The sequence below is a fragment of the Kordia sp. genome (genome assembly GCF_050633145.1).
In the GTDB taxonomy this organism is placed as follows: Bacteria; Bacteroidota; Bacteroidia; order Flavobacteriales; family Flavobacteriaceae; genus Kordia.
This window is the reverse complement of sequence record NZ_JBOEFY010000060.1, coordinates 25,215-47,461: the sequence shown is the minus strand read 5'-3', so window position 1 is coordinate 47,461 and position 22,247 is coordinate 25,215. Positions and strand designations below refer to the sequence as shown.

At 34.0% G+C, this 22,247-nt stretch carries 17 protein-coding genes; 9 read left to right on the top strand and 8 right to left on the bottom strand.

Annotated elements, in window-relative coordinates:
• Window positions 1-72 precede the first annotated feature (72 nt).
• The 4 genes from ACRBBL_RS22935 to ACRBBL_RS22920 form a co-directional block, all read right to left on the bottom strand.
• Complete coding sequence (locus tag ACRBBL_RS22935) at window positions 73-1,050, bottom strand: acyl transferase (RefSeq protein WP_431371433.1); 978 nt, start codon at window positions 1,048-1,050, stop codon at window positions 73-75.
• 272 nt (window positions 1,051-1,322) lie between these two features.
• Window positions 1,323-3,143, bottom strand: a complete 1,821-nt coding sequence (locus ACRBBL_RS22930; RefSeq protein WP_431371432.1) for a T9SS type A sorting domain-containing protein — start codon at window positions 3,141-3,143, stop codon at window positions 1,323-1,325.
• A 184-nt stretch (window positions 3,144-3,327) separates the two neighbouring features.
• Window positions 3,328-4,509 (bottom strand): multidrug transporter, encoded by a 1,182-nt coding sequence (locus ACRBBL_RS22925; RefSeq protein WP_431371431.1) that lies wholly within the window; start codon window positions 4,507-4,509, stop codon window positions 3,328-3,330.
• A gap of 31 nt (window positions 4,510-4,540) precedes the next feature.
• Window positions 4,541-7,378, bottom strand: a complete 2,838-nt coding sequence (locus ACRBBL_RS22920; RefSeq protein ID WP_431371430.1) for a TonB-dependent receptor domain-containing protein — start codon at window positions 7,376-7,378, stop codon at window positions 4,541-4,543.
• Between the two features lie 222 nt (window positions 7,379-7,600).
• Here ACRBBL_RS22920 and ACRBBL_RS22915 point away from each other — a divergent pair, with 222 nt between their 5' ends.
• On the top strand, window positions 7,601-8,284 hold the full coding sequence (locus ACRBBL_RS22915; RefSeq protein WP_431371429.1) for a response regulator transcription factor: 684 nt from the start codon (window positions 7,601-7,603) through the stop codon (window positions 8,282-8,284).
• Window positions 8,285-8,287: 3 nt separating this feature from the next.
• On the top strand, window positions 8,288-9,331 hold the full coding sequence (locus ACRBBL_RS22910; protein ID WP_431371428.1) for an ATP-binding protein: 1,044 nt from the start codon (window positions 8,288-8,290) through the stop codon (window positions 9,329-9,331).
• Here the strand turns inward: ACRBBL_RS22910 and ACRBBL_RS22905 are convergent.
• Window positions 9,305-10,366 (bottom strand): glycosyltransferase, encoded by a 1,062-nt coding sequence (locus tag ACRBBL_RS22905; RefSeq protein WP_431371427.1) that lies wholly within the window; start codon window positions 10,364-10,366, stop codon window positions 9,305-9,307. The two genes, ACRBBL_RS22910 and ACRBBL_RS22905, sit on opposite strands and share 27 nt — an antisense overlap.
• Window positions 10,367-10,601: 235 nt before the next feature.
• On the opposite strand from ACRBBL_RS22905, the gene trmB reads away from it, so the two are divergent.
• From trmB to ACRBBL_RS22890, 3 genes are read left to right on the top strand one after another with little or no spacing between them, the layout of a single operon-like run.
• A complete protein-coding gene (gene trmB / locus ACRBBL_RS22900) occupies window positions 10,602-11,276 on the top strand; it encodes a tRNA (guanosine(46)-N7)-methyltransferase TrmB (protein WP_431371426.1) in 675 nt (224 codons plus the stop codon).
• A complete protein-coding gene (locus ACRBBL_RS22895) occupies window positions 11,276-11,926 on the top strand; it encodes a lysine transporter LysE (protein ID WP_431371425.1) in 651 nt (216 codons plus the stop codon). The genes trmB and ACRBBL_RS22895 overlap by 1 nt, the downstream gene beginning before the upstream one ends.
• A complete protein-coding gene (locus tag ACRBBL_RS22890; RefSeq protein WP_431371424.1) occupies window positions 11,923-12,258 on the top strand; it encodes an MGMT family protein in 336 nt (111 codons plus the stop codon). Before ACRBBL_RS22895 ends, ACRBBL_RS22890 begins: the two co-directional genes overlap by 4 nt.
• Window positions 12,259-12,726: 468 nt before the next feature.
• Here ACRBBL_RS22890 and ACRBBL_RS22885 read toward each other — a convergent pair whose 3' ends face one another.
• Window positions 12,727-16,590, bottom strand: a complete 3,864-nt coding sequence (locus tag ACRBBL_RS22885; RefSeq protein ID WP_431371423.1) for a DUF7619 domain-containing protein — start codon at window positions 16,588-16,590, stop codon at window positions 12,727-12,729.
• A 428-nt stretch (window positions 16,591-17,018) separates the two neighbouring features.
• On the opposite strand from ACRBBL_RS22885, the gene ACRBBL_RS22880 reads away from it, so the two are divergent.
• The 4 genes from ACRBBL_RS22880 to ACRBBL_RS22865 all read left to right on the top strand — a co-directional run bounded on the left by ACRBBL_RS22880 (window position 17,019) and on the right by ACRBBL_RS22865 (window position 20,083).
• On the top strand, window positions 17,019-18,146 hold the full coding sequence (locus ACRBBL_RS22880) for a P-loop NTPase (protein ID WP_431371422.1): 1,128 nt from the start codon (window positions 17,019-17,021) through the stop codon (window positions 18,144-18,146).
• A 19-nt stretch (window positions 18,147-18,165) separates the two neighbouring features.
• Window positions 18,166-18,405 (top strand): NifU family protein, encoded by a 240-nt coding sequence (locus ACRBBL_RS22875; RefSeq protein ID WP_431371421.1) that lies wholly within the window; start codon window positions 18,166-18,168, stop codon window positions 18,403-18,405.
• Between the two features lie 66 nt (window positions 18,406-18,471).
• Window positions 18,472-19,527 carry an NAD(P)/FAD-dependent oxidoreductase gene (locus ACRBBL_RS22870; protein ID WP_431371420.1) on the top strand — a complete coding sequence of 352 codons (1,056 nt, stop codon included), beginning with the start codon at window positions 18,472-18,474 and terminating at the stop codon, window positions 19,525-19,527.
• A gap of 220 nt (window positions 19,528-19,747) precedes the next feature.
• Window positions 19,748-20,083 carry a ferredoxin gene (locus ACRBBL_RS22865; RefSeq protein WP_431371419.1) on the top strand — a complete coding sequence of 112 codons (336 nt, stop codon included), beginning with the start codon at window positions 19,748-19,750 and terminating at the stop codon, window positions 20,081-20,083.
• A 384-nt stretch (window positions 20,084-20,467) separates the two neighbouring features.
• Here ACRBBL_RS22865 and ACRBBL_RS22860 read toward each other — a convergent pair whose 3' ends face one another.
• Complete coding sequence (locus ACRBBL_RS22860; RefSeq protein WP_431371418.1) at window positions 20,468-20,866, bottom strand: hypothetical protein; 399 nt, start codon at window positions 20,864-20,866, stop codon at window positions 20,468-20,470.
• A gap of 218 nt (window positions 20,867-21,084) precedes the next feature.
• On the bottom strand, window positions 21,085-21,984 hold the full coding sequence (locus tag ACRBBL_RS22855) for a serine/threonine protein phosphatase (RefSeq protein WP_431371417.1): 900 nt from the start codon (window positions 21,982-21,984) through the stop codon (window positions 21,085-21,087).
• Window positions 21,985-22,247 lie beyond the last annotated feature (263 nt).

Here is a 22,247-nt window from a genome sequence, read left to right as displayed (position 1 = left end):
AATAACTAAACATGAGATGTTAACCTCCATAGTTAGTTCGTATTTTATGGTAAACCTTTCAGTATGATTGAATTAAAATACCATTAAGTTGCAACCTCTGATGTCGGAATGATCAAAACGTCCAAGAATTTCAAAGGTGTTGTCTGTATGTATTTTTCCTAAATCTTGCGTAGCAATGAACGAACATGAGTTTATATTTGCCAGATCAATGACGTTGATTCCGCCCGATTTTCCTTTGGGTTGAATGGTTAATGCATCTTCAGGATCGCGCGTAAAGAGTTTCATCCACGGAGGTGTTTCAAAAATTCCATTTCCTTTTGAGTATCCTTGCGAAAGTAATTCGGTCATGCCATATTCAGAATGAATTTCCGCCACGCCAAAACCTTCACAAAGTTGTTGATGCAATTCTGTACGAATCATTTCTTTTCTACGACCTTTCATACCGCCAGTCTCCATAATAATGGTATGCTTTAAGTTGAATTGTGTTGTTTCAATCAAATCTAATAAGGCAAAAGAAACGCCAATGAGCAGCACTTTTTGTCCTTCTTGATCTAGTTTGATGAGTTTTTCCGTTAATTCATTTAAATCATGTAAATAAAAACCACTTTCAGCCTGTTTGCTGAGTTTGATGAGGTCGTTTGCCATATAGACTAACGATGAGCCTTTTCGTTCTAAATAGTTCGGTAAAAGCGCTAAAACGACGTATTCTTCAATGTTTCCATAGAAATGTTCAAACCCTTTGCAATAGCTTTCTTCATAAATAGACAAATCGGTCACATGATGTTTGCTTGGTATGCTTCCTGTAGTGCCTGAACTTGTAAATGTTTCTTGAATTGAGTGATTGTTTGAAACAATTTCGTGCGATTTGAAGAACTGAATTGGAAGAAATGGAATGTCTTCAATTTTTGTAACATCACTTGGATGAATGTATAGTAAATCGCAAAATGATCGGTACGTACGATTATTTTCAAATTGATACTGAAACGTTTGAAACGTCAATGCTTCAAAAGTAGCTTTATCATGGATATTGAAAATAGGATTGGAATTCATTGTTGTATTCTGAGAGAACAAAAGTAATTAAAATAACACGAAAATTACTTTAGAATTTGACTTGCTTATAAATAAACACTGTCATTCTGAACTTGATTCAGAATCTCATAAGAGTAATTCTTAGTATGCATATTTAGATCCCACTCTACAGCGTGATTAGTTCAACTTATAACTTAAAGTTCGTCTTTAGACTTTTTAAAGCTGAGCTTCACTAAAACAAAAAAGCACCTTGAAAATTCAAGATGCTTTTAATGTATTTATGTTTGGTAAAATTACTTGATTACTAATTTCTTAGTTGCAGATTTACCATTTTCTGTAATCTTAACAATATAGATTCCTGATTGTAAATCAGAAACATTTAATGTATTTGTGATCGTAGTGTTGATTACTTGCTTTCCAAGGATGCTATATACTTGAACATCTTTTGCATTGTTTGAAGCAGAAGAGATTGTTACTGTATTTCCATTTGTTGGATTTGGATACATGCTAAAAGAAGTCGTAGTTCCAAATTCTTCAGTACTTAACGTAGTATCAATATCACTAGCATATCTAGGGAATACTTGGTATGTACCATTAAATTCTGATCCTAAACCAATAATATCAACAGGTACAGCAGGAATAGCTTGTCCAATTAAATCTTCATCACCAAAAGAAACTCTACATACAGTTGTGTCAGTCCCACCATTAGTAGTTACAGTATAGTTAGTATTATCTGCAAACATTCCCATGTCAGCAAAAGTTACATTTAATACTCTGATTAATCTACTTTCGTATGCTTCTCCGTTTGTTGCTAATTCATTAGCAGTTACAAAAAGAGGAGTAAGTGTATTTCCTGTTGTAGAAGCGCCAGGGATATTTGCAGTAGGTACAAATTGAAGTACACCACCAAATTGAGATAATTGACCTTGTAATCCAATCATTCCATCTCCAATATTTAAAGGAGCACTTAATGTTCCAGCAGTATCATCAATTAAGATTCCTGCGTCTGCATCTTGAATATATTTTTGATTTCTTGTACTTTCTGTAACGATATAAGAAATAACTGCTTCACCAGTTAATTCATAAAATTCTCCTATTGTTCCAGCACGTAAGTCAGTAATATTAGCTACTTGTGTCATGTTAGCAACAGAAAAAGATACCATTTTTGTGTCAATTACCATGTTGTTTTCTAATAACTCAACAGTTACGTTGTACGTTCCACCATCCATTGTAGTAACACTATAAGGACTTGTAGCATCTGCATCAGTTGGGTTTGAATCAACCGTTACATTTACTTGGTTTCCAGCAACCATTAAATCAATGTTTTGCGTTGTAAAAGTTACATCAACATTGTTTGTTCCTGGATCATATACCGTTCCATCAGCTGGCGTTACAATACTTAAAGAAGGAACAGAAGAGTTGTTCATGATTTCGTTCCAGCTTTCAGCAACACGAACTCCATCTATAAGGAAAGTTGGGATCCCGCTAGATTGACGAATAGCAATTGCGCTAATGGTTCTTCCAGTAGCTCCAGTATTTGTAGCTTCAGGCATTGCTGGTTCTGTAGCAGTTACTGCTGATAAAACGTGTAAGTTAGATACTCCTGTAGCAACTTCATAAGAGAATACTAAAAGGTATGTAGTATTCAAAGCGTATGATGTTGTTCCGTATATTAAGGTAGAGCTATCTGTTTCAACACCGAATTGTACACCACCACTTCCATCATCTCTTGCTCCAACTCTTGTAGTAAAACCACCCGCAATATTAAAGTGTAAGAAATAGTTTCCGCTACCTACAGCACTTAAGTTTACTAGCGCACTTCCATATACTGTTCCAGATGAAATACCTGAAAAAGATCTGTTCACATCTTGAGAAGTTCCAGAAACTGATGCATGTCCACCTATTCCTGATGAAGGATATCCTGTCATTGTCAAACTTGGCGTTGCCACATACTGTACTGGGCCTGCAGAACCTGAGTGCTGAGCCCATGCTCCACCACTAGCTGTAGTTAAGTCTCCACCAGTCATTCCATAATCAAAGTCTTCCGCTAATACCTGTCCGAAAGAAACAGTAGATATTAACAGCGCAACTAATAGTAAGTAATTTTTAATCATACGTTATATTTTAACTATTTATAATAATATATGGTGCAAATATACAAAAGAAGTCGAATTATAGAAGCCTACTTACGTATTTGTACGTTGTTTTAACCATTTGATAACAAAAGTGTTATTGCGTATAAAGCAAAAAACGCCTTCTGTATGAAGACGTTTTTTATAAACATTGTTTTTTTTGGAATTAGTTTCCTACAGTCCAACCAGCTCCCCAAGTTGCATAGTCAGTTCCTGTTCCGTTTCCGTCTCCTGAGATTAAATCGGCGTCTGTAAACGATACTCCTGTATCATTTTTTACTTTTAGTGTGATGTCTGTGAATAAGATGTCAGTAACCGTAGTTTCACCACTTGTAACTCCAGCACCTGTTGGGCTATCAGTTGCGTTTCCATCTAAGTCAAATCCTTCTCCGTATCCTTCTAAAACTACATTGTTAAAAGTGGCTCTTGTTCCAGCTCTTAAACGAATAGCTTCACTACTATTTGCAGATCCTAAACCTACAATTGTTAAGTTGTTTACTGTTGGAGCAGAGAAATAAATTGGGCTTGAGTTGTTCCCGATATCAGTATTGAAACCATCAGCTTCAATTCCTTTGTCATGATCAGCTCCATGCTTTACATATGCATTTGTGATTGTTCCAGTATATCCTTCTGTCCAGTCGATAGAATCATCTTGTGCGTTTACTACAGAAATATAATCAGCATTTACAGTTCCACCAAAGAACTCAAATCCATCATCTTTTCCTTCAAATACTTGCACGTATTCAACAGTTGTTCCGTTTCCAACTCCGTAGAAAGAGATTCCGTTGTTTTCTGATTGTCCATCTGCAGATCCACCAGAATATTGTACACGTACATAACGTAACATTCCAGAGTTGTCAGTTGCGTCTGTTCCACCGTAAGGTAAGCTTGCAATTTCTGAAGTTGCAGTAGCATTTCCAGCAACAGAGTTGATTGGAGCACTACCTAAGATAATTAGTCCTCCCCAATCTCCAGCGCCTGGTGCAGAAGCATCAGAAGTAAAAACAATTGGGTCACTTGCTGTTCCAACTGCTTCAATTGTAGCTCCTTGAGAAATAGCTACATATACATCAGATCCTGCAGCCAAAGCTTCAATTGTCATACCAGCTGGAATACGTAATGTAGTTCCAGTAGCCATGATTAATGATCCGTTTATTTTGTATGTATTATTAGCGTCTAAGTCTAAATCTTCTGTGTAGGTTCCAGATAATAATATGGTTCCAGGTGTAGTAGGATTTGTAGTTCCTCCGTTGTTTACAATGTTGATGTCTGCTGTGTCATCTGAAGCACAAGAAGTGATGCTTAATAATCCTACCAGTGCTAATCCAAGTACTAAGTAATTTTTCATTTTGTTAATTTTTTTTAGTTGTGTTGTTTGTTTAGAATTTATATTTTAATTGAAATCCAATGTTTCTACCTCTATCAAATCCAGAAACACCTTTTCCATTTGTAGATGTTACTAAAACGTCTCCGCCACTAGTTTCACGAACAAATTTGATGTCAGGATTTAAGATGTTTTTTATGCTGAAGTTTACTTCAAAGTTCTCTGTAATTTTATTCTTTAAGATGAAATCTAATGTTGGTACACCTTTTTCGATAATGTTTCCTAATTGACCTGATCCTAAAGCGTCAATTCTGTCTGAGAAATAAGAGAATACTAAGTTTCCTGTTGGCTTGTAGTTTCCAAAAGTAGGAGAGTAGCTTACATCTGCATTGATAATGAATGGAGAAGCTCCTTGTAATTGCTCTTCATTTTCTCTGAAGCTCACACTGTATGTACCCGCAATCTCGTTATACAAGTCTTGCTTTGTGTGCATGATTGTTGTGTTTAACCCAGCAGAAAGTAAAGTTTCTTCATCTTCGTTTTGTAGTAAGTTCTTTCTGAATTCAAATTCAACTCCATATACATTTGCTTTTTCACCTGTTCTAAAATAACGTTGCGTTCCAGTAGCATCAAAGGCAACTACTCGGTTTACAGGATCAGAAATTTGTTTTCCGAAAGCAGATACAGAGAAGATTTCTCCTTTTCCAAAGAACCATTCATATTTTAAATCAATGTTGATTACGTTTGAATATGATTTATCACTTACATTGATAAATGAAGCATCTGTTGCACCTAATAAGTCAGGGTTACCACCAATTCTGTTGGTTACATCGATGTATACAAAAGGAGCAGTTTCTTTAAATTCTGGTAATGAAACCGTTCTACTTGCAGAGAAACGAATGTTTTGCTCTTCTGTTAATTCATATTTTACGTTTAAACTTGGTAAGATGAAGTTTTCATAAGCGCTTCTGCTAGAGTTTCCATTATTTCCTAAGTTAATTACGTCGTAAGCAATACTTTGATCAAATGATTCAAAACGAATTCCTGGAACAATTAACCATTTTTCTGATTTAATTTCTGCGTCAGCATATCCAGCAAATAAGTCTAAATTACCTGTGTATGTGTTTTCAGCAAGTCCAGGTCTGTTTGTATTTCCTAAATCTGGAATTGAATTGATGACTTTGATATCATAAATTGCTCCTCCGTCAGAATTGAAGTTTCCAATATTGAAAATGCTATTTAGATTATTTACATCAGTGATCGCAAAATCAGAGTCAACAATGTCATAACCATAACGAATGTTTTCAAAATTACGCTCTTTGCTTCTTCCGTTATACCCTAAGTTTAATTTGAAATTTTCGTTTACGTTGTACGCTAAATTTACACGTCCGTTAAATTCTGTATCGTCAATGTCTTGGAAATAACGCTGATTGTCAAAAGCTACATTGCTAAAAAATGTTGGGTTTGTTGAAGCATCATTATCTAAAGCAAACTGATAGTTTTCAATACTAATACGCTTTCTGTCTGGTTGCTTTGCATATACTAAATTGTATCCTGCTGCCCAATCAATCTCTATTTTATCATTTTTATGATTACCGATTAGTTGGTTTACAAATACTTGATTTTGATCGAACTGAGCGTTCATTTGATAAAAACCTTCATCTGTATTTAAAATGGCATCTCTATTTCTACCTTTTCCATCGATACCAAAATATCCAACTTCATTTGTAGAGCTATTGACGAATAATGAATTGAATTTTAATTTATTCTTATCATCAATTTTATAATTTAAAGTTCCCATGGCAGTTGTAGTCGTGCTGTATTCAAACTCTTCTGCATCTTGGAAAGCCTTCTTTTCAACCGTTGTAAAATCGGTAGCTTCACCTCTTCTGTATTCGTATCCGTTTTCAAAAGAAACCGTTCCGAAAACGCTTAAACGAGAATCATTTTCAAAATCCCATGATTTTCCTCCAGAAATTCCAAATGTTATATTGATTGGTACACTTACATCTTCTGGATCAACTCCGTGAGATAAAATCACAGCAAATGGATTTTGTTTATGTCTAGCATAATCTCCAAAGAATCCAGAACCTTCACTCTTTACAAAGTTTTCTCCGATTGCGTTTGTGTTTACACTTGTTCCAGCAAAAGCTTCTAAACTTCCTTTACCTTTATAATCTTTTGAATTGATGTTTACATTACCTGCGGCAAAATCTCCGTATTGTTTTCCAGAATAGGCTTTGCTGATAGATACATTTTCAATCACATCAGAAGCAAATAAACTTAATTCAATATTCTTTTTATTAATATCGTTTGATGGTAATGGCAATCCGTTAAACGTAGTGTTTAAATAACGATCACCCAATCCACGTACATATACATTGCTTGAACCTTCTTGTTTAGAAACTCCCGAAATCTTTGTTACAGCTCCTGCAGCATCACTTACACCTTTTCGGGCAAGTTCCTCGGCTCCAATAATTTGTTTGATATCTTTAGATTTCTTTTGTTCTAATAATGTAGCAGCTTCAGAAATTTTTCTAGTAGTTGCTGTGATGACAATTGCATCTAAACTTGCAGCGTTGACTGCTAAAATTACATCTACAGTTGTTATTTTTCCAGCATTTACAACCACATTAGGAATTTCTTGTGTCTTGTATCCAACAAAACTAACAACCAATGTATAAGTTCCTGGTTCAACTTCTGTAATTTGGTACAGTCCATCTAAATCTGATGTAGTTCCTTTAGTTGTACCTTTTATAGAGATATTAGAAAAAGGTAAAGGATCATTGTTCATTTCTTTGTCAAGAATCTTTCCAACAATGGAACCGTTTTGAGCATATCCTAAAAAGCAAATTAGTAATAGGAGAATCGTAAGTGTAATTTTTTGTCTCATCTAAGTTTTTATTTCACAGCGCAAAGAAATGAGGAACGTGTAAAGATGATGTTACTTGCAGGTTAAAGATTTGTAATATGTATGTTAGCTTAATGTTATGATATTAAAAGAGTGTTAACTGCTTTCATTATTTAATTTTATCTTTACTTTTGAGGTCTAGAAACAAAACACAACTATCAAGTAACTGTAATAAAATCAGTTATTTATGTTAAAAAACGTAAAATGAGAAAAAAGGATATTAAAATTTTATTGGTTGATGACGAGCCAGATATATTAGAAATTGTTGGATATAATCTTTCATCTGAAGGATATCAAATTTCAACAGCAGCAAATGGAGTGGAAGCAATTTCAATAGCAAAAAAAGTAAAACCACATTTAATCATTATGGATGTAATGATGCCAGAAATGGACGGAATGGAAGCTTGTGAGAATATTAGAAAAGATAGCAGCCTTGCCAATACCATTATTACATTTTTAACTGCAAGAGGTGAAGATTATTCGCAAGTTGCAGGATTTGATGCTGGTGCAGATGATTATATTACAAAACCAATTAAACCAAAAGTATTGGTAAGTAAAGTAAAAGCATTGCTTCGTAGGTTGAAAGAGGAAGATGAAAATGCACAAATTGTAACTGTTGGTAATATTGTAATTAACAGAGAAGAATACAAAATAGAAAAAGAAGGTGTAGAAATTATTTTACCTAGAAAAGAATTTGAACTCTTATCTTTATTGGCATCTCGTCCAGGAAAAGTATTTAAAAGAGAAGAAATTTTAGATAAAGTTTGGGGAAATGAAGTTATTGTTGGTGGACGAACAATAGATGTACACATTCGTAAATTAAGAGAAAAAATTGGTGAAAACCATTTTAAAACTGTAAAAGGCGTAGGATATAAATACGTAGAATAATACATGACTAGAAAACTCAAAAAATCCTATAAGTTTGCTTTAAGGTCTTCTTTCTATATTACCTTATTTGTAACGGTTTTACTTGTTTCATTACTGTATAGTTTCGGTATTAATCAATATATAATACCGATTATATTTATGGTGATATGTTTCGCGTTTTGCTTTTTTATCATTCAATTTAGAGTAGAACGTTTTATTTATAGACGTGTAAAGCGAATTTATGATGATGTGACGTTGTTAGATGTGAGTGATTTTCAAAATCATCCAATTACAACAGATATGGCAACGTTGACAAAAGAGATTGAAAAATTTGCCACAAATAAAAAGTTAGAAATTGAAACATTAAAGATTCGAGAAAACTACCGAAAAGAATTTATTGGAAATGTTTCACACGAATTAAAAACGCCACTTTTTACCGTGCAAGGTTATATTTTGACTTTGCTAGACGGCGCTATGGAAGATAAGGCAATTCGTAAAAAATACTTGAATCGCGCAGGAAAAGGAGTTGAAAGGTTAATCTATATCGTGAAAGATTTGGATATGATTACCAAATTAGAAACAGGAGATTTAAATTTAGATACCGAAGAGTTTGATATCATCGAATTGGTGCAAAATGTATTTGATTTGCTGGAAATGAAAGCGGCAAAAAAAGAAATTTCATTAGCGTTTGATATGAATTATGTCGATCCAATTATGGTTATGGCAGATAAAGAGCGTATTCAGCAAGTATTAACCAATTTGATTGTAAATTCTATTAAATACGGACGCGAAAATGGAACGACGGAAATCAGTGTCGAAAACCTCATTCGAAATAAAGTAATTGTCCGTGTGACCGATAATGGAGAAGGAATTGAAAAAGAAAATATTCCTCGATTATTTGAACGTTTCTATCGTGTAGATAAAAGTCGTACACGAAAAGAAGGTGGCTCTGGTTTAGGACTTTCTATAGTAAAACATATTATTGAAGCGCATACCGAAAAAATATATGTAGAAAGTGAATATGATGTTGGTTCAGAGTTCTCATTCACTTTGGAAAAGGCTGAATAAATCTTTGTAATCTTCTTCGTAATTAAATTGACTCAATCCTTTAAAATCTTTTACACGTTCCAATTGATCAATGGAAAATTTAGCTTGCGTAGCAGTTGGAACTAATTGTTGTTTCTGCAAACGTTTGGCTAAAAACTCTTGCTCAAATTGTCCAGGTGTTGGAATAAAAAAGGCTTTCTTATTCAATTTTGCCAAATCCATTACCGTTGTATAACCCGAACGCGATAATACAATTTCACTTTCGTTAAATGCTTTTACGAGTTCATCACTCTGCATAAAATTTACCACTTCACAATTCAAAAACTGAAAACGTTCTTGGTTGGCTTCTACCTTTCCGCGAACAAACAATACCTTTCCGTCAAAATGCTTTACTTCTTCAAACAACTTTTCTTCCAACATTGTGCGCTGCGGTTCTGGTCCTGACAAGATCACCATTAAATCATATACAATTGGCAGTTCTTGTGCATGTAATCTGCTCAGCGGTCCTATATACTTTATTGGAAACGAATGTTTCTTTAAATGCCCTAATTTTCCTGAAAGATTTGGTTTGTCAGCCACATCAGGAACCCAACATTCGTCAAACTTCTTAATAGCAAGTTGATGCAATTTACTGCTAAACCATGTTGTGTTACCACTTAGCACATTTAATTGATGCGTCATAAAAACAGAAGGCACTTTTTTACTGTATACGCCCAATCGGTTGTCAGAAATAATTCCGCAAAAATCACGCTTTTTCACCAACTTCTTTACAATTTTCTTTTCTTCGGAAATGGCTTTGAGAATTTTTGGAGAATCTTTCAGCATTTTCAACTTAAAATTCTTTCCTTTTTTTGCGTATTCAATTTGGTAATCGGGCAAGGTAATTGTCTCTAATTCTGGAAATTCTTTTTGTAGCAATTGAAGCGCAATTCCATCAGAACCAATGACTGGTGTATAATTTTCGGCAAGTAAACCTCGTATAATTGGAATGCATCTAGTAGCATGACCTAAACCCCAATTTAAGGGAGCAATAAGAACAGTTTTTGAATTCTTCATAAAATCAAAGATAAGAATATTAAAAGGTCTGCAAGATTTCCTTAGTTTTGTCAAAATATTAAGAAAACATCAGTTTGATAAAAATAAATGATATGAGTTAAAAATGCATTTCTTTTATTTAGCGAGTAAAAAACGAAAATAAAAAACTGAATTTTCAATATTTAAGAACAGCATAAAAAAATATTTATAAATTTTGTTCGAATGTAATACGTCGAGCTTACATTAAGAAACTATTGTGGGAAGTAAAAACAAACTGAAACGCTTTAGAGAAAACGATACGTTTTCAAATGTAATACAGCCAACACGTGAAGAAATTGTGGATGGAAATTTTCCGTACAAAGGAAAATGGAACAGTGATTTCTTTAAAAACGATGCGCCAATTGTATTGGAATTAGGCTGTGGAAAAGGAGAATATAGTGTCGCACTGGCAAAAAAGTTTCCAAATAAAAACTTTATTGGAATCGACATCAAAGGTGCACGTTTTTGGCGTGGAGCTAAAACGGCGGTGGAAGACGATATGAACAATGTTGCTTTCATTAGAACGCAAATAGAATTGGTAGAAGGATTATTTGCCGAAAATGAAGTAGCTGAAATATGGATTACTTTTCCCGATCCGCAAATAAAATACAAGCGAACCAAACACAGAATGACCAATGAAGTCTTTTTAGCACGGTACAAAAAAATACTCAACGCAGAAGGAACTGTACATTTAAAAACGGATAGCGAATTTATGCACGGATATACGCTTGGGCTTTTGCATGGCGCAGGACACGAGGTGTTGTATGCCAATCATGATGTGTATAGAAACGAAGGAAGTCCTGCAGAAGTTACTGACATACAGACATTTTACGAGTCGCAATATTTGGAAGTAAACAAAGCAATTACTTATATTCACTTCAAAATTAAGTAATGACCGATCTCATTATTCTCTTTTTTATCACTTTTTCAGCGGCACTTTTAGGTGTTGTTCCTCCGGGTTTAATAAACATTACGGCGGCTAAAATTAGTACACAAAAAGGGAAAATGAATGGTGTTATTTTTGCCATTGGAGCTTCTATTGTAGTGCTTATTCAAGCAATTATTGCAGTAATGATTTCCAAATATTTGTACAATAATCAGCAAATAATTGCAGTATTAGAAAAAGCTGCTTTGGTAATATTTGGACTTTTGGGGATTTATTTTTTCATCATTGCAAGAAAGAAAAAGCACAAAGAAAAACGAATTCGCATGGTAAAAGTGAGCAAAAAAGGAAGTTTCTTTAAAGGAATTTTTCTAGCAATGCTCAATGTATTACCAATTCCTTACTTTATAGGTTTAAATGCTTTGTGGAGGACTTCGGGCTTGATGGAATTTTCAATTCCTGATATTGTTGTCTTTGTTTTAGGAACAGGATTTGGAACCTTTGCTATGTTGTACATGTATGTGTTTTATTTTAACAAATCACAATCAAAATCGGGACATTTCTCTAAATATTCCGATCATATTTTAAGTGCGTTAATGTTGGTTTTAGTCATCGTGACGCTCGTTCGTATTTTTTATCATAATGATGCTGCTATATGAAACCAGAAAACCAAAATTTCTTTGAGCGTGTATACGAAGTTGCTCGTTTAATTCCGTATGGAAGAGTTACAAGTTACGGCGCTATTGCCAAATATTTAGGCGCAGCCAGAAGCGCACGTATGGTTGGTTGGGCAATGAATAGCTCAGGTAAACATGAAGACGTACATGCGCACAGAGTGGTAAACAAAAAAGGCTTACTTACAGGAAAACATCATTTTCAAGGCACCAACTTAATGCAACAATTGCTAGAAAGCGAAGGTGTTGAGGTTGTCGACAATCAAATTCAAAATCTTGAAAAATATCTTTGGGATCCTTCTGAGGAACTTTTGTAGGAGGTTTATTTGAAAATGTATTAAAAACTACGATTCGTCTTTGCGAGAAAGAATGACGAAGCAATCTTCTTCAAAGAAAACTTTAATTTCTATTAGAAACAGACTACCACGTCGTAAACTCTTCGTAGTGACGTATATATTTAATTTTATATCGCTTCCGCAGAATTGACGCTGCTACATTGAAAATTTATTAAAAATAACTACCAATCGTTTTTGTGAGAATGAATGACCAAGCAATCTGTTACTCAAGAAACAGATTGTCACAAGTTTTTTTAAAACTTTCGCAAAGACGAAACAAAGGTCATTGTAAAAAAAAATGTCTGATCGAGAGCTACTTTAATTTCTTTTGTAAACTTTCATGAGAATATTGCTTCCATGGAGTTATCCGGCAATTAGTCAACACTAATGTCACTTCGAGCGCAGTCGAGAAGCTAAAGAACAGCATCATTTTTATTGACTCTAAAAGTTCTATCCTTTCACCATTTTCTTTACCATAACCGCACCTGATTCTGTTTCAATCTTAACAAAATACGTTCCTTGTGCAAGCTTTGAAGTCTCAATTTCAATCGTGTTTTGTATTCCTGTAAATGATTGTTCATAAATAAACTTCCCAGAAATAGCATAGATTTTAATACTCTCAATCGTTTCTTTCGTTTTAATACTAACCACATCTTTCACAGGATTTGGATACATTTCAAAACTTTCAAACGAAATATCAGTTGTACTCAACACATCTTTAATAACTGTAATACTATTGTTTGTTTCAATAGGAAAGTTGAAGTCAAAATAAATTTCTGCTTTGTTTTCAAACGTATCGTCAATGTCTAAAGTTGGAAGTGTTTTTATTTTAAACGTTACAAAACCATCATTTGAAGCATCGTCAAAAGGCAAATTGATATTTTCAAAAATAAACTCTACCGTATTTGCATTGGTAAATCGAGTCGCAACAGAATGACTTGCATTGGTCACAATCAATGTGCTTGGGTCAAACATTGTAGTTTCAATCACATCTTTTACAACCACATTAATAGCATTGGCAGTTCCTGTATTTTCAAAACGAATCATATAATCTACATACTTTCCAACAAGTTCTGTTGTCACTTCAGTTCCTTGCAAGCAATTCTTATCATTCGGATCAAAAGAATTCACCACAATTTGCGAAAGTGTGTTTGTATTATCGTCCATAGTTTCATCGGCAACTACAGGACTTATTATAGCTTCAAAAGCTAAAGTATCATCAGCATTTAAAGGAAAAGAAGCATCTGTTGGTGTGTTTAAATTCATCGTAAACATAATTTCACGTGATTCAAACGGTAATAGATTTGTATAATTCCACTCAAGTGAATTAACGGCTTGAGTAGCTGTCAAAGGGTTAGAAGAAACTAAATCCATAAAATCATCTTCAAAAGTCAAGCTAATAGCGCCAGATAACGTCGTATTTCCTTTGTTTTTGTAAACTAATTTGTAATTGGTATCAAATCCTGGTCTGGCAATATTTAGCGGAATCAGTGTTACATCAACATCATTAGCAATTCCGTTTGGCGTAACGCAAAAATCTTGCGTAAACGGACTAGCATCTGTTGGAAAATTGACCGTAATACTTGCAGGAGACACTGTAAAATAGGCTGTATTTTCTAACACAGGCGTTACGGTATATACATCATCATCTGAGGCATGAAACGCATACGAACCATCGTTTAAGCTAACTACTGTTGAGGTTTCGTTCTCGCTATTTGTTACATTCAAATTTAAGTATTGATACGGATTATCACTTACGTCACAACCATTACTATTTCCATCTAAACGAACCGTTCCTTGAATCGTATTATAGCTTCCACCAGGTGTAAATGAACAATAAGTGTTTACAGCGATATTTAAATTAGAAGGCATATAATTTAAAATTTCTTCAATTTCAAAATCATCTGCACAAATATATGCTATAGGGTTTCCTGTATATTGAAAATGATAAGTGTAGTGATAATCATCTGTAACGGTTGTTGTAAAATTATTTCCGTTTTTCACAAACAATTGTGTAATCATATTATCTCGACAATATAAATATGTCAAGTTGGAATTTTGAGAAACATCAAGTGTTGTTAGGCTATTATCATTGCAATTTACACTGTATAAATCTGGAAACGGACTCAAATCTAGTGTCGTGAGTCCTATATTGGCACAACCTAATGTCTTTAATCCTGTACTTTGAGAAACATTAAAAGTGTTTAACGGATTATTACCGCAATCAAAATAAAATAAATTGCTGTTTTGCGAAATATCAATTGAAGTCAAGGAATTATAACTACAATTTAATGTTTGTAGAACACTGTTTAAAGATGTGTCTAGAGTGCTAATATTGTTTTTATAACACAACAACGTCAATAGATTGGTGTTTTGTGAAATATCTAGTGCTGTAAGTTGATTAGATTCATTATTTGGAATATAACCACTTGTACCATCATTTGTATAACAATGCAAGGTTTTTAAATTTGGAAGTTGCGAAATATCAAGCGAAGTAAGACCGTTGTTTATACAATAAATTGTTTCTAAGTTTGTGTTACTGCCAAAAACAATTCCTTCCATGGTAGCATACGAGCAATTTACAGATTCTAACAAAGGATTATTGCTCAAATCTAATGTTTTAAACGTATTTCTGTTTACCTCAGAATATGCGCCAGGAGGAATAACTAGACCTCCTGTAATATTTCCACAAGTTAAATATTTTAAATTCGGGTTATTATGAAGCAACAATGAGTTTAGTATATTTCCTGCACAATCAAGACGTTCCAAATTTGTATTTTGACTTACATCTAACGTAGCAATTCGATTCCCCGAAGCGTATAAGTTTTTCAAATTAACCAATGGACTTACATCTAAATATAGCACCCAAACTGTATTAAAAGGATCGGCAAAAATTGAAGAACTACTACAATTTAGCGTTTCAATATTTATAAAATCATCCAACCCTTTAATAATTGGACTCACAATATTTAAATTGGTCACACTTTCAGCTTCCGTAATTTGTATTTCGCCATCGCCATTCGTATCAACATTAGTTTGCGCAATTAGATCATTTTTTAATCGTGTAGAAAGTGAGGTTACAATGGGAGCGCCGTTTGGTGTCACACAAAAATCTTGTACAACCATCGTTCCATCTGCCGGAAGGTTTATCGTAACACTTGCAGGAGAAAATGTATAATAGCTTGTATTTGGAATACTAGGTGTAATGGTATACGTACCTGCTTTTCCAACAAATTCGTAATTTCCAAGTTTATCAGTATAAATCGTTACGTCATTTGTACCATCTGAAATGGTGTATTCAACTGTTGGTAAAAAACTGTCTCCGACATCACAGCCATTTAAGTTTGAGTCTAAGGTGTTTTTTCCTTGAATCGTATAATATGGAGTACTTGGAGTAGGCGTACAATTTGTTTCAAAAGTAACGCCTGTATGTCCTGCACTGGCAACGCTATTTTGAACTGTTGTTAGTTCACTTACATCACAACAAATAGACTGAATATTTGTAGCTTCAAACGAATTTGAATCTATACTATTATCGATTCCATCTTTTATATTTAAGTTGGTTATTGGGTTGTATGCAAAGCCAAAAATTCCAGTAATATTGGTATTGCTAACATCTAATGAAGTTAGTTGGTTTTGTGTACAATGAAACTGCGTTAAATTAGTCATATTAGACAAGTCCAATGATGTAATTTCATTAGTTGAACAATACAAGGTTTCCAAGTTTGATAAGTTTCCAATCTCTAAAGAGGTAAGCCTGTTTTGGTATACTTCTAGTCTTGTTAAGTTTGTTAAATTGTTAAAATATGCCTGTACGGGAGGCTCATTAGGTTCTCCTGAATTTGTTGGGCCATATATAAACTCTTCTAAGTTGGTTAATCCAGTTAAATTAAATTTAGAAATATTACTAAATGTAGCAACACCTGCATTTACTATTTTTAAGTTATTCAAATCAGAAACATTCACTTCTCCATTAATACCAAAACCACAACTCAGAACTTCAAGGTTTGTTAATTTTCTGAGATCAAGATTAGTATATTCATCAAAAGGATAAGATGATGATCCAATAGTCAAACTTGTAACATTTGTAAATTGATCAATACCTTCAAAAGTTCTCGTTTGATTACCACTTATATTCAAACTAGTAACTGCAAGCGCTTCACTGACTTGAATTTCTCCATCATTATTAGCGTCAACACCATCAGCAATCAATTCAGCTTTTAAACTTGGATCTCCAATATTTACAATTTGGGCTTGAACACTATGAATACAAATTAGGGAAAGTATGATTGCAATAAAGTAGGTTTTTTTCATGAAGGTTTGGTTTTTGGCTATGTATTTGAAAGTAAAAATATCTTAAAAGTTTATTTAAAGCTAACTTAATTCGTACGAATTCATTTGCTTTTACCTCTTACTAAGATTTTAATTACTTAGTCACAAAAAAACTAAAATTTCAAGTATAACCCTAATGTAGACAGTCGGTTTTTATAAAAACAGAGATACTTTGATGCAAATCACTAGAAAAACGAACGAGTTTTAACAGGCAAAAAGAAATTGTCTCTAATAAAAGAATGTTATTTTAACACCTTATAAGAAGACTAAATTATACCATCAATCATTTCAATACTACAACTTCTAATTCTAAACATTTCGCTGTATCTTTGCAATTTAGAATCAATTTACATTGAAGCTATTACAAAAAACGCTTTCAGAATTGAATAAAGCAAACTAAAAACAACATTTTGAAAATAGAAAAGAAAGATATACAAGCAGCATTAAGTACCATTACCGTTCCTGGCGAAGGTGCTAATATGATTGCTAGCGGCGCTGTAAGAAACATAATGACATTTGCAGATGAAATTGTAGTTGATATTGTCATTACAAATCCTGCATTACAAGCAAAGAAAAAAGTAGAATCGGAAATTACTTCGGTATTACTTGAAAAAGTATATGCAGACGCGAAAGTCAAAGTAAATATAAAAGTTGAAGCGCCAGCAAAACCTGAAATCAAAGGAAAACAATTGCCAAATATTAAAAATATTATCGCTGTTGCTTCTGGAAAAGGTGGTGTAGGGAAATCTACTGTAACCGCAAATTTAGCCGTAACCTTAGCGGGAATGGGCTTTAAAGTTGGTGTATTAGATGCAGATATTTACGGGCCATCAATGCCAATTATGTTTGATGTTGAAGGTGAAAAACCATTAGCTGTTCGTGTAGATGGAACATCAAAAATGAAACCTGTAGAAAGCTATGGAGTAAAAATTCTTTCTATCGGATTCTTTACAAAACCAAATCAGGCAGTAGTTTGGCGTGGACCAATGGCGAGTAAAGCTTTAAATCAAATGATTTTTGATGCCGCTTGGGGCGAAATCGACTTCTTATTATTAGACTTGCCTCCAGGAACAGGAGACATTCACTTAAGTATCATGCAATCATTGCCAATTACAGGAGCAGTTGTCGTAAGTACACCGCAAAATGTAGCTTTAGCTGATGCAAAAAAAGGTGTGGCAATGTTCCAACAAGAAAGTATAAACGTTCCTGTATTGGGAATTATAGAAAATATGGCGTATTTTACTCCTGAAGAGTTGCCAAACAACAAATATTACATCTTTGGAAAAGAAGGTGCAAAAAACCTAGCAGAAGATATTGAAGTGCCATTCTTAGGAGAAATTCCATTGGTACAAAGTATTCGTGAAGCTGGAGATGTTGGAAGACCTGCAGCAATGCAAACCGCTACATCAACCGAAGAAGCTTTTAAAGAGATAACTCGAAATGTAGTGCAAGAAGTGGTAAACAGAAATGAAAGTTTGCCTGCTACAGAAGTAATTAAAATTACCACAATGGCTGGATGTTCGGCTGTTAAAAAATAAACACTTAAATAGAATAGAGATGACAAGTGAAGAAATAAAAAACAACGTTGAAAAGGCGCTAGACGAAATTCGCCCTTTTCTTCAAAGCGATGGCGGCGATATTAGACTCGTTGGCATTGAAAATGATACGTTGGTAAAAGTTCAGTTAGAAGGAGCTTGCGTCGGATGTAGTGTAAACCAAATGACACTAAAGTCAGGTGTTGAAATGACTATCAAAAAACATGTGCCGCAAATTGAAAAGGTAATCAACATAGAGTAACTGACAAATGTCATAAAAAGGCAGCTGTGCACACGTTATTTTTGTATCAGATTTATATAAAAGAAAATGATTAAGACCGATATACTCATTATTGGAGCTGGTCCTACGGGACTTTTTACTGTTTTTGAAGCAGGATTATTAAAATTAAAATGTCACTTAATAGATGCATTGCCACAACCAGGTGGACAATGTTCTGAAATTTATCCAAAAAAACCAATTTATGATATCCCAGGATATCCTGAAGTATTGGCAGGTGATTTGGTAGACAATTTAATGAAGCAAATTGAGCCGTTTGAACCTACATTTACACTAGGAGAACGCGCGCAAACTATTGAAAAACTAGACGATGGAACGTTCATCGTAACTACAAATAAAGGGACAAAACATCACGCGCCAATTGTTGCCATTGCTGGCGGATTGGGAAGTTTTGAACCGCGAAAACCACCAATTAAAGATTTAGCAAATTACGAAGACAAAGGTGTCGAATATATTATTCGTGATCCAGAAATTTATCGTGATAAAAAAGTAGTCATTGCTGGTGGTGGAGACTCTGCTTTAGATTGGAGTATCTTCTTAACAGACGTTGCCTCAGAAGTAACTTTAGTGCACAGACGTAATGAATTTCGTGGCGCATTAGATTCTGTTGAAAAAGTACAAGAACTCAAAAACCTTGGAAAAATCAACTTAATAACGCCTGCGGAAATTACAGCAATTCATGGTGAAAATCATGTAACTGGTGTTGAGGTTTCTAAAAAAGGAGAAGATTCGGTTACTTTAGAAACCGATCATTTCATTCCACTATTCGGATTGGCACCAAAATTAGGTCCAATAGGAGATTGGGGATTAGAAATTGAGAAAAACGCCATTAAAGTTGACAATACCTTAGACTATCAAACGAACATTCCAGGGATTTACGCCATTGGTGATGTAAACACATATCCAGGGAAATTAAAGTTGATTCTTTGCGGATTTCATGAAGCAACTTTAATGTGTCAAAGTGCATATCAACGTATATTTCCAGACAAAAAATATGTCATGAAATACACAACGGTAAGCGGAATTGATGGTTTTGATGGAACACGTAAAGAAGCACCAAAAGCAGTTGTAAAAGCAATTAACTAATTTAATTTGAAACGTCTTTGCGAGAATTTTGAAAAATTCGTGGCAATCTGTTTCAATAATGGCAGAATTTGTTTTACAATGAACAGATTACCACGTCACTATCGTTCCTCGTAAAGACGAATCATAGTAAAACGTCAGTTCGAGTGAATTTGTGCAACAAATTTGTATCGAGAACAGCTCAGAAATCAACAATCGTAAATCATAAAATCGTATATCAAAAATGTCAGCAGTAGACATCAACATAAAAATAACAGACAGAGAAGGCATTGTACACGAAATACAAGCGCCAACCGATATGGCAATGAACCTAATGGAAGTAGTACGTTCGTACGAACTCGCTCCCGAAGGAACTATTGGAATTTGTGGCGGAATGGCTATGTGTGCTTCTTGTCAATGTTATGTGCATTCTGATCATGAGTTACCAGAAATGAGCGTTGACGAAGATATGATGCTTGCAGAAGCGTTTCACGTAGAAGACAACAGTCGCTTAGGTTGCCAAATTCAAATGACTCCAGAAATGGATGGTTTGGAAGTGGAATTGGCGCCTGAGAGTTAGGTCTTTAATAATCATTATACTTATTGAAACCATTAGCAAAGAGTAAATCTAAACTTCAAAACATTTCTCGATAGTCCTTCTGAGTTTACCGAAGTACAACGAATCTGTGATTCGCCACTCAAAAATATGCTAGTGTTTCAAATATATTCTACGATTCCAAGCGTCACTTCGAGTGGTTTTTCGTAATAAAATGAAGAAAAATTGTATCGAGAAGTACTTTGAAACATAAAAGTGTTTTCATTAGCAAAAACCCCAAAAGCGAAGTACACGTCTAACAGTCTAAGAAGTCTAACAATCTAAGTAAGTCTAAGTAGTCTAGAAATCAAAGCATTTCTCAATAGAACTATCGAGAAGCGCTTGGAAACAGAAAATAAGAAATGTAAATTACTCTCTACTATATTCGTTTAGAGAAGAATCAACAAAATCACCGCTTATAAATAGGCGATTGTCAATGATTTCAACAACTAAATTTGGTTGATCGCCCAAAATAATCATTTCATATACTTGACTATTTATACTAGATTCTCTAGTTTCAAGACTATAATCCTTTTCTAAGACCAATTCATTATTAAAATAACTCTTAAAAACGGTGCTCGTAATTTCTAATCTTTGAGTATTTCCAGTTGATGCAGGAGTATGTGTTATGTTGGTAATTCCTCCTGAAGATTTTACCCAATTCCAGTTTCCAATAATTTGAGTACTAGTATCTGGCGAATTGTCATCATCATTTGAACAACTCACTAGTGCAATTCCAATAAATAAAAGTAAAAAGTAGTTTTTCATGGTATCGGTTTTTGTTAAAGATTCATACTAATTACTAGTATAACTTAAAATTAAACTTTGCGTGACATTTTAATTTTTCTAAAATACAATTGGCCATTTCAATGTCAATATGTCTTTATGATGTATGAAACTTGTAGAAGTTGCGTGTAAAAATGTTAAAAGTAAGTTTGTTGGCAAAATACCGAAAAACAAAACGTTTCCAATAATTGAAGAAAACACTACAAATTCCGTTGGTATTCACTTAGTTTTCGTGGACCTTCCAACACTTCACGTTCAATTTTTAAAATACCATCGTCAGTTGTGGTTGTATGCCATTTAATCAAAGAAATCGCACCATTTTCAATCTCGATTCCCATAATACTTCGCGGATGCACACAACTTCCATCATTAAAAAAAGAAATCTCATCAGGGTTTGGAAATCGCGGTCGATGTGTATGTCCAACAACTGTAATTAAATTATCATTGGCAATAATCCACTTTTTAATTCGGCGTTCAACTTTGATTAAATTCTTATAGTTTTTTGCAGGACTTGTCGGATCGGCAATACCCCAAACTTGCATAGGTTTCCATAGGGCACGCACCAAAAATCGACTCCATTTCCAAAAAATATAATTCCACCAATCGGCTTGATGTCCGTGTGTTAAGAAAATTTCTTGCGCTGTTTCTGTATGTTTCAATACAATGCCTTCATGGTATTTTATATCGGTAAACAAAGGTTTGTCTGTTCCTGTTTTTTGGTCAAAATACGTAGATAGATGCTTTTGTACATACTTTTCATTGCGATACACCATATCATGATTTCCCCAAATTAAATGCAATCGGTTATCTTCATGAAATGCTTTCATTAGCATATACACATTCTTGTGTGCTGAAAAAATTGATTTAAAACTTAGGTTTTCCCACAACTCATCGCCATCACCCAATTCGCAATAGGTAAAACCTTGCTTGTAATACTGTTTTAAGGCATGAAAATAGATGTTTCTATTATTGGCAAAATCGTCTGCAAAACTATTATCTCCGCGGTGACAATCGCTAAACAATACAATTTTAGAAGTATCGTCAAACGAAATTTTAAGTGCTTCTTGGTATGCACGCGTCAAACGAGTTTGTGAGGACATAAGTTAGTTTTATCAAGCTAAATATCCGTAAAAAAAACAACTACTGCAACTACAGGAAAGATTTGTGGAATTTAAAAAGAAGGATATCAATTGTTGCAATTTGCAGGATGATACCGCCGCAAAATAAATACGATAAATAATGCAAGATATTGAGGTAACAATCGTCTATTATAATAAATACTCTATATAAAAGTATAAAGATATGAATATCAGTTAAGCAGTTAATTTGCTTTTAAGGCTCTAAAATTGAGGATTTCGTATCT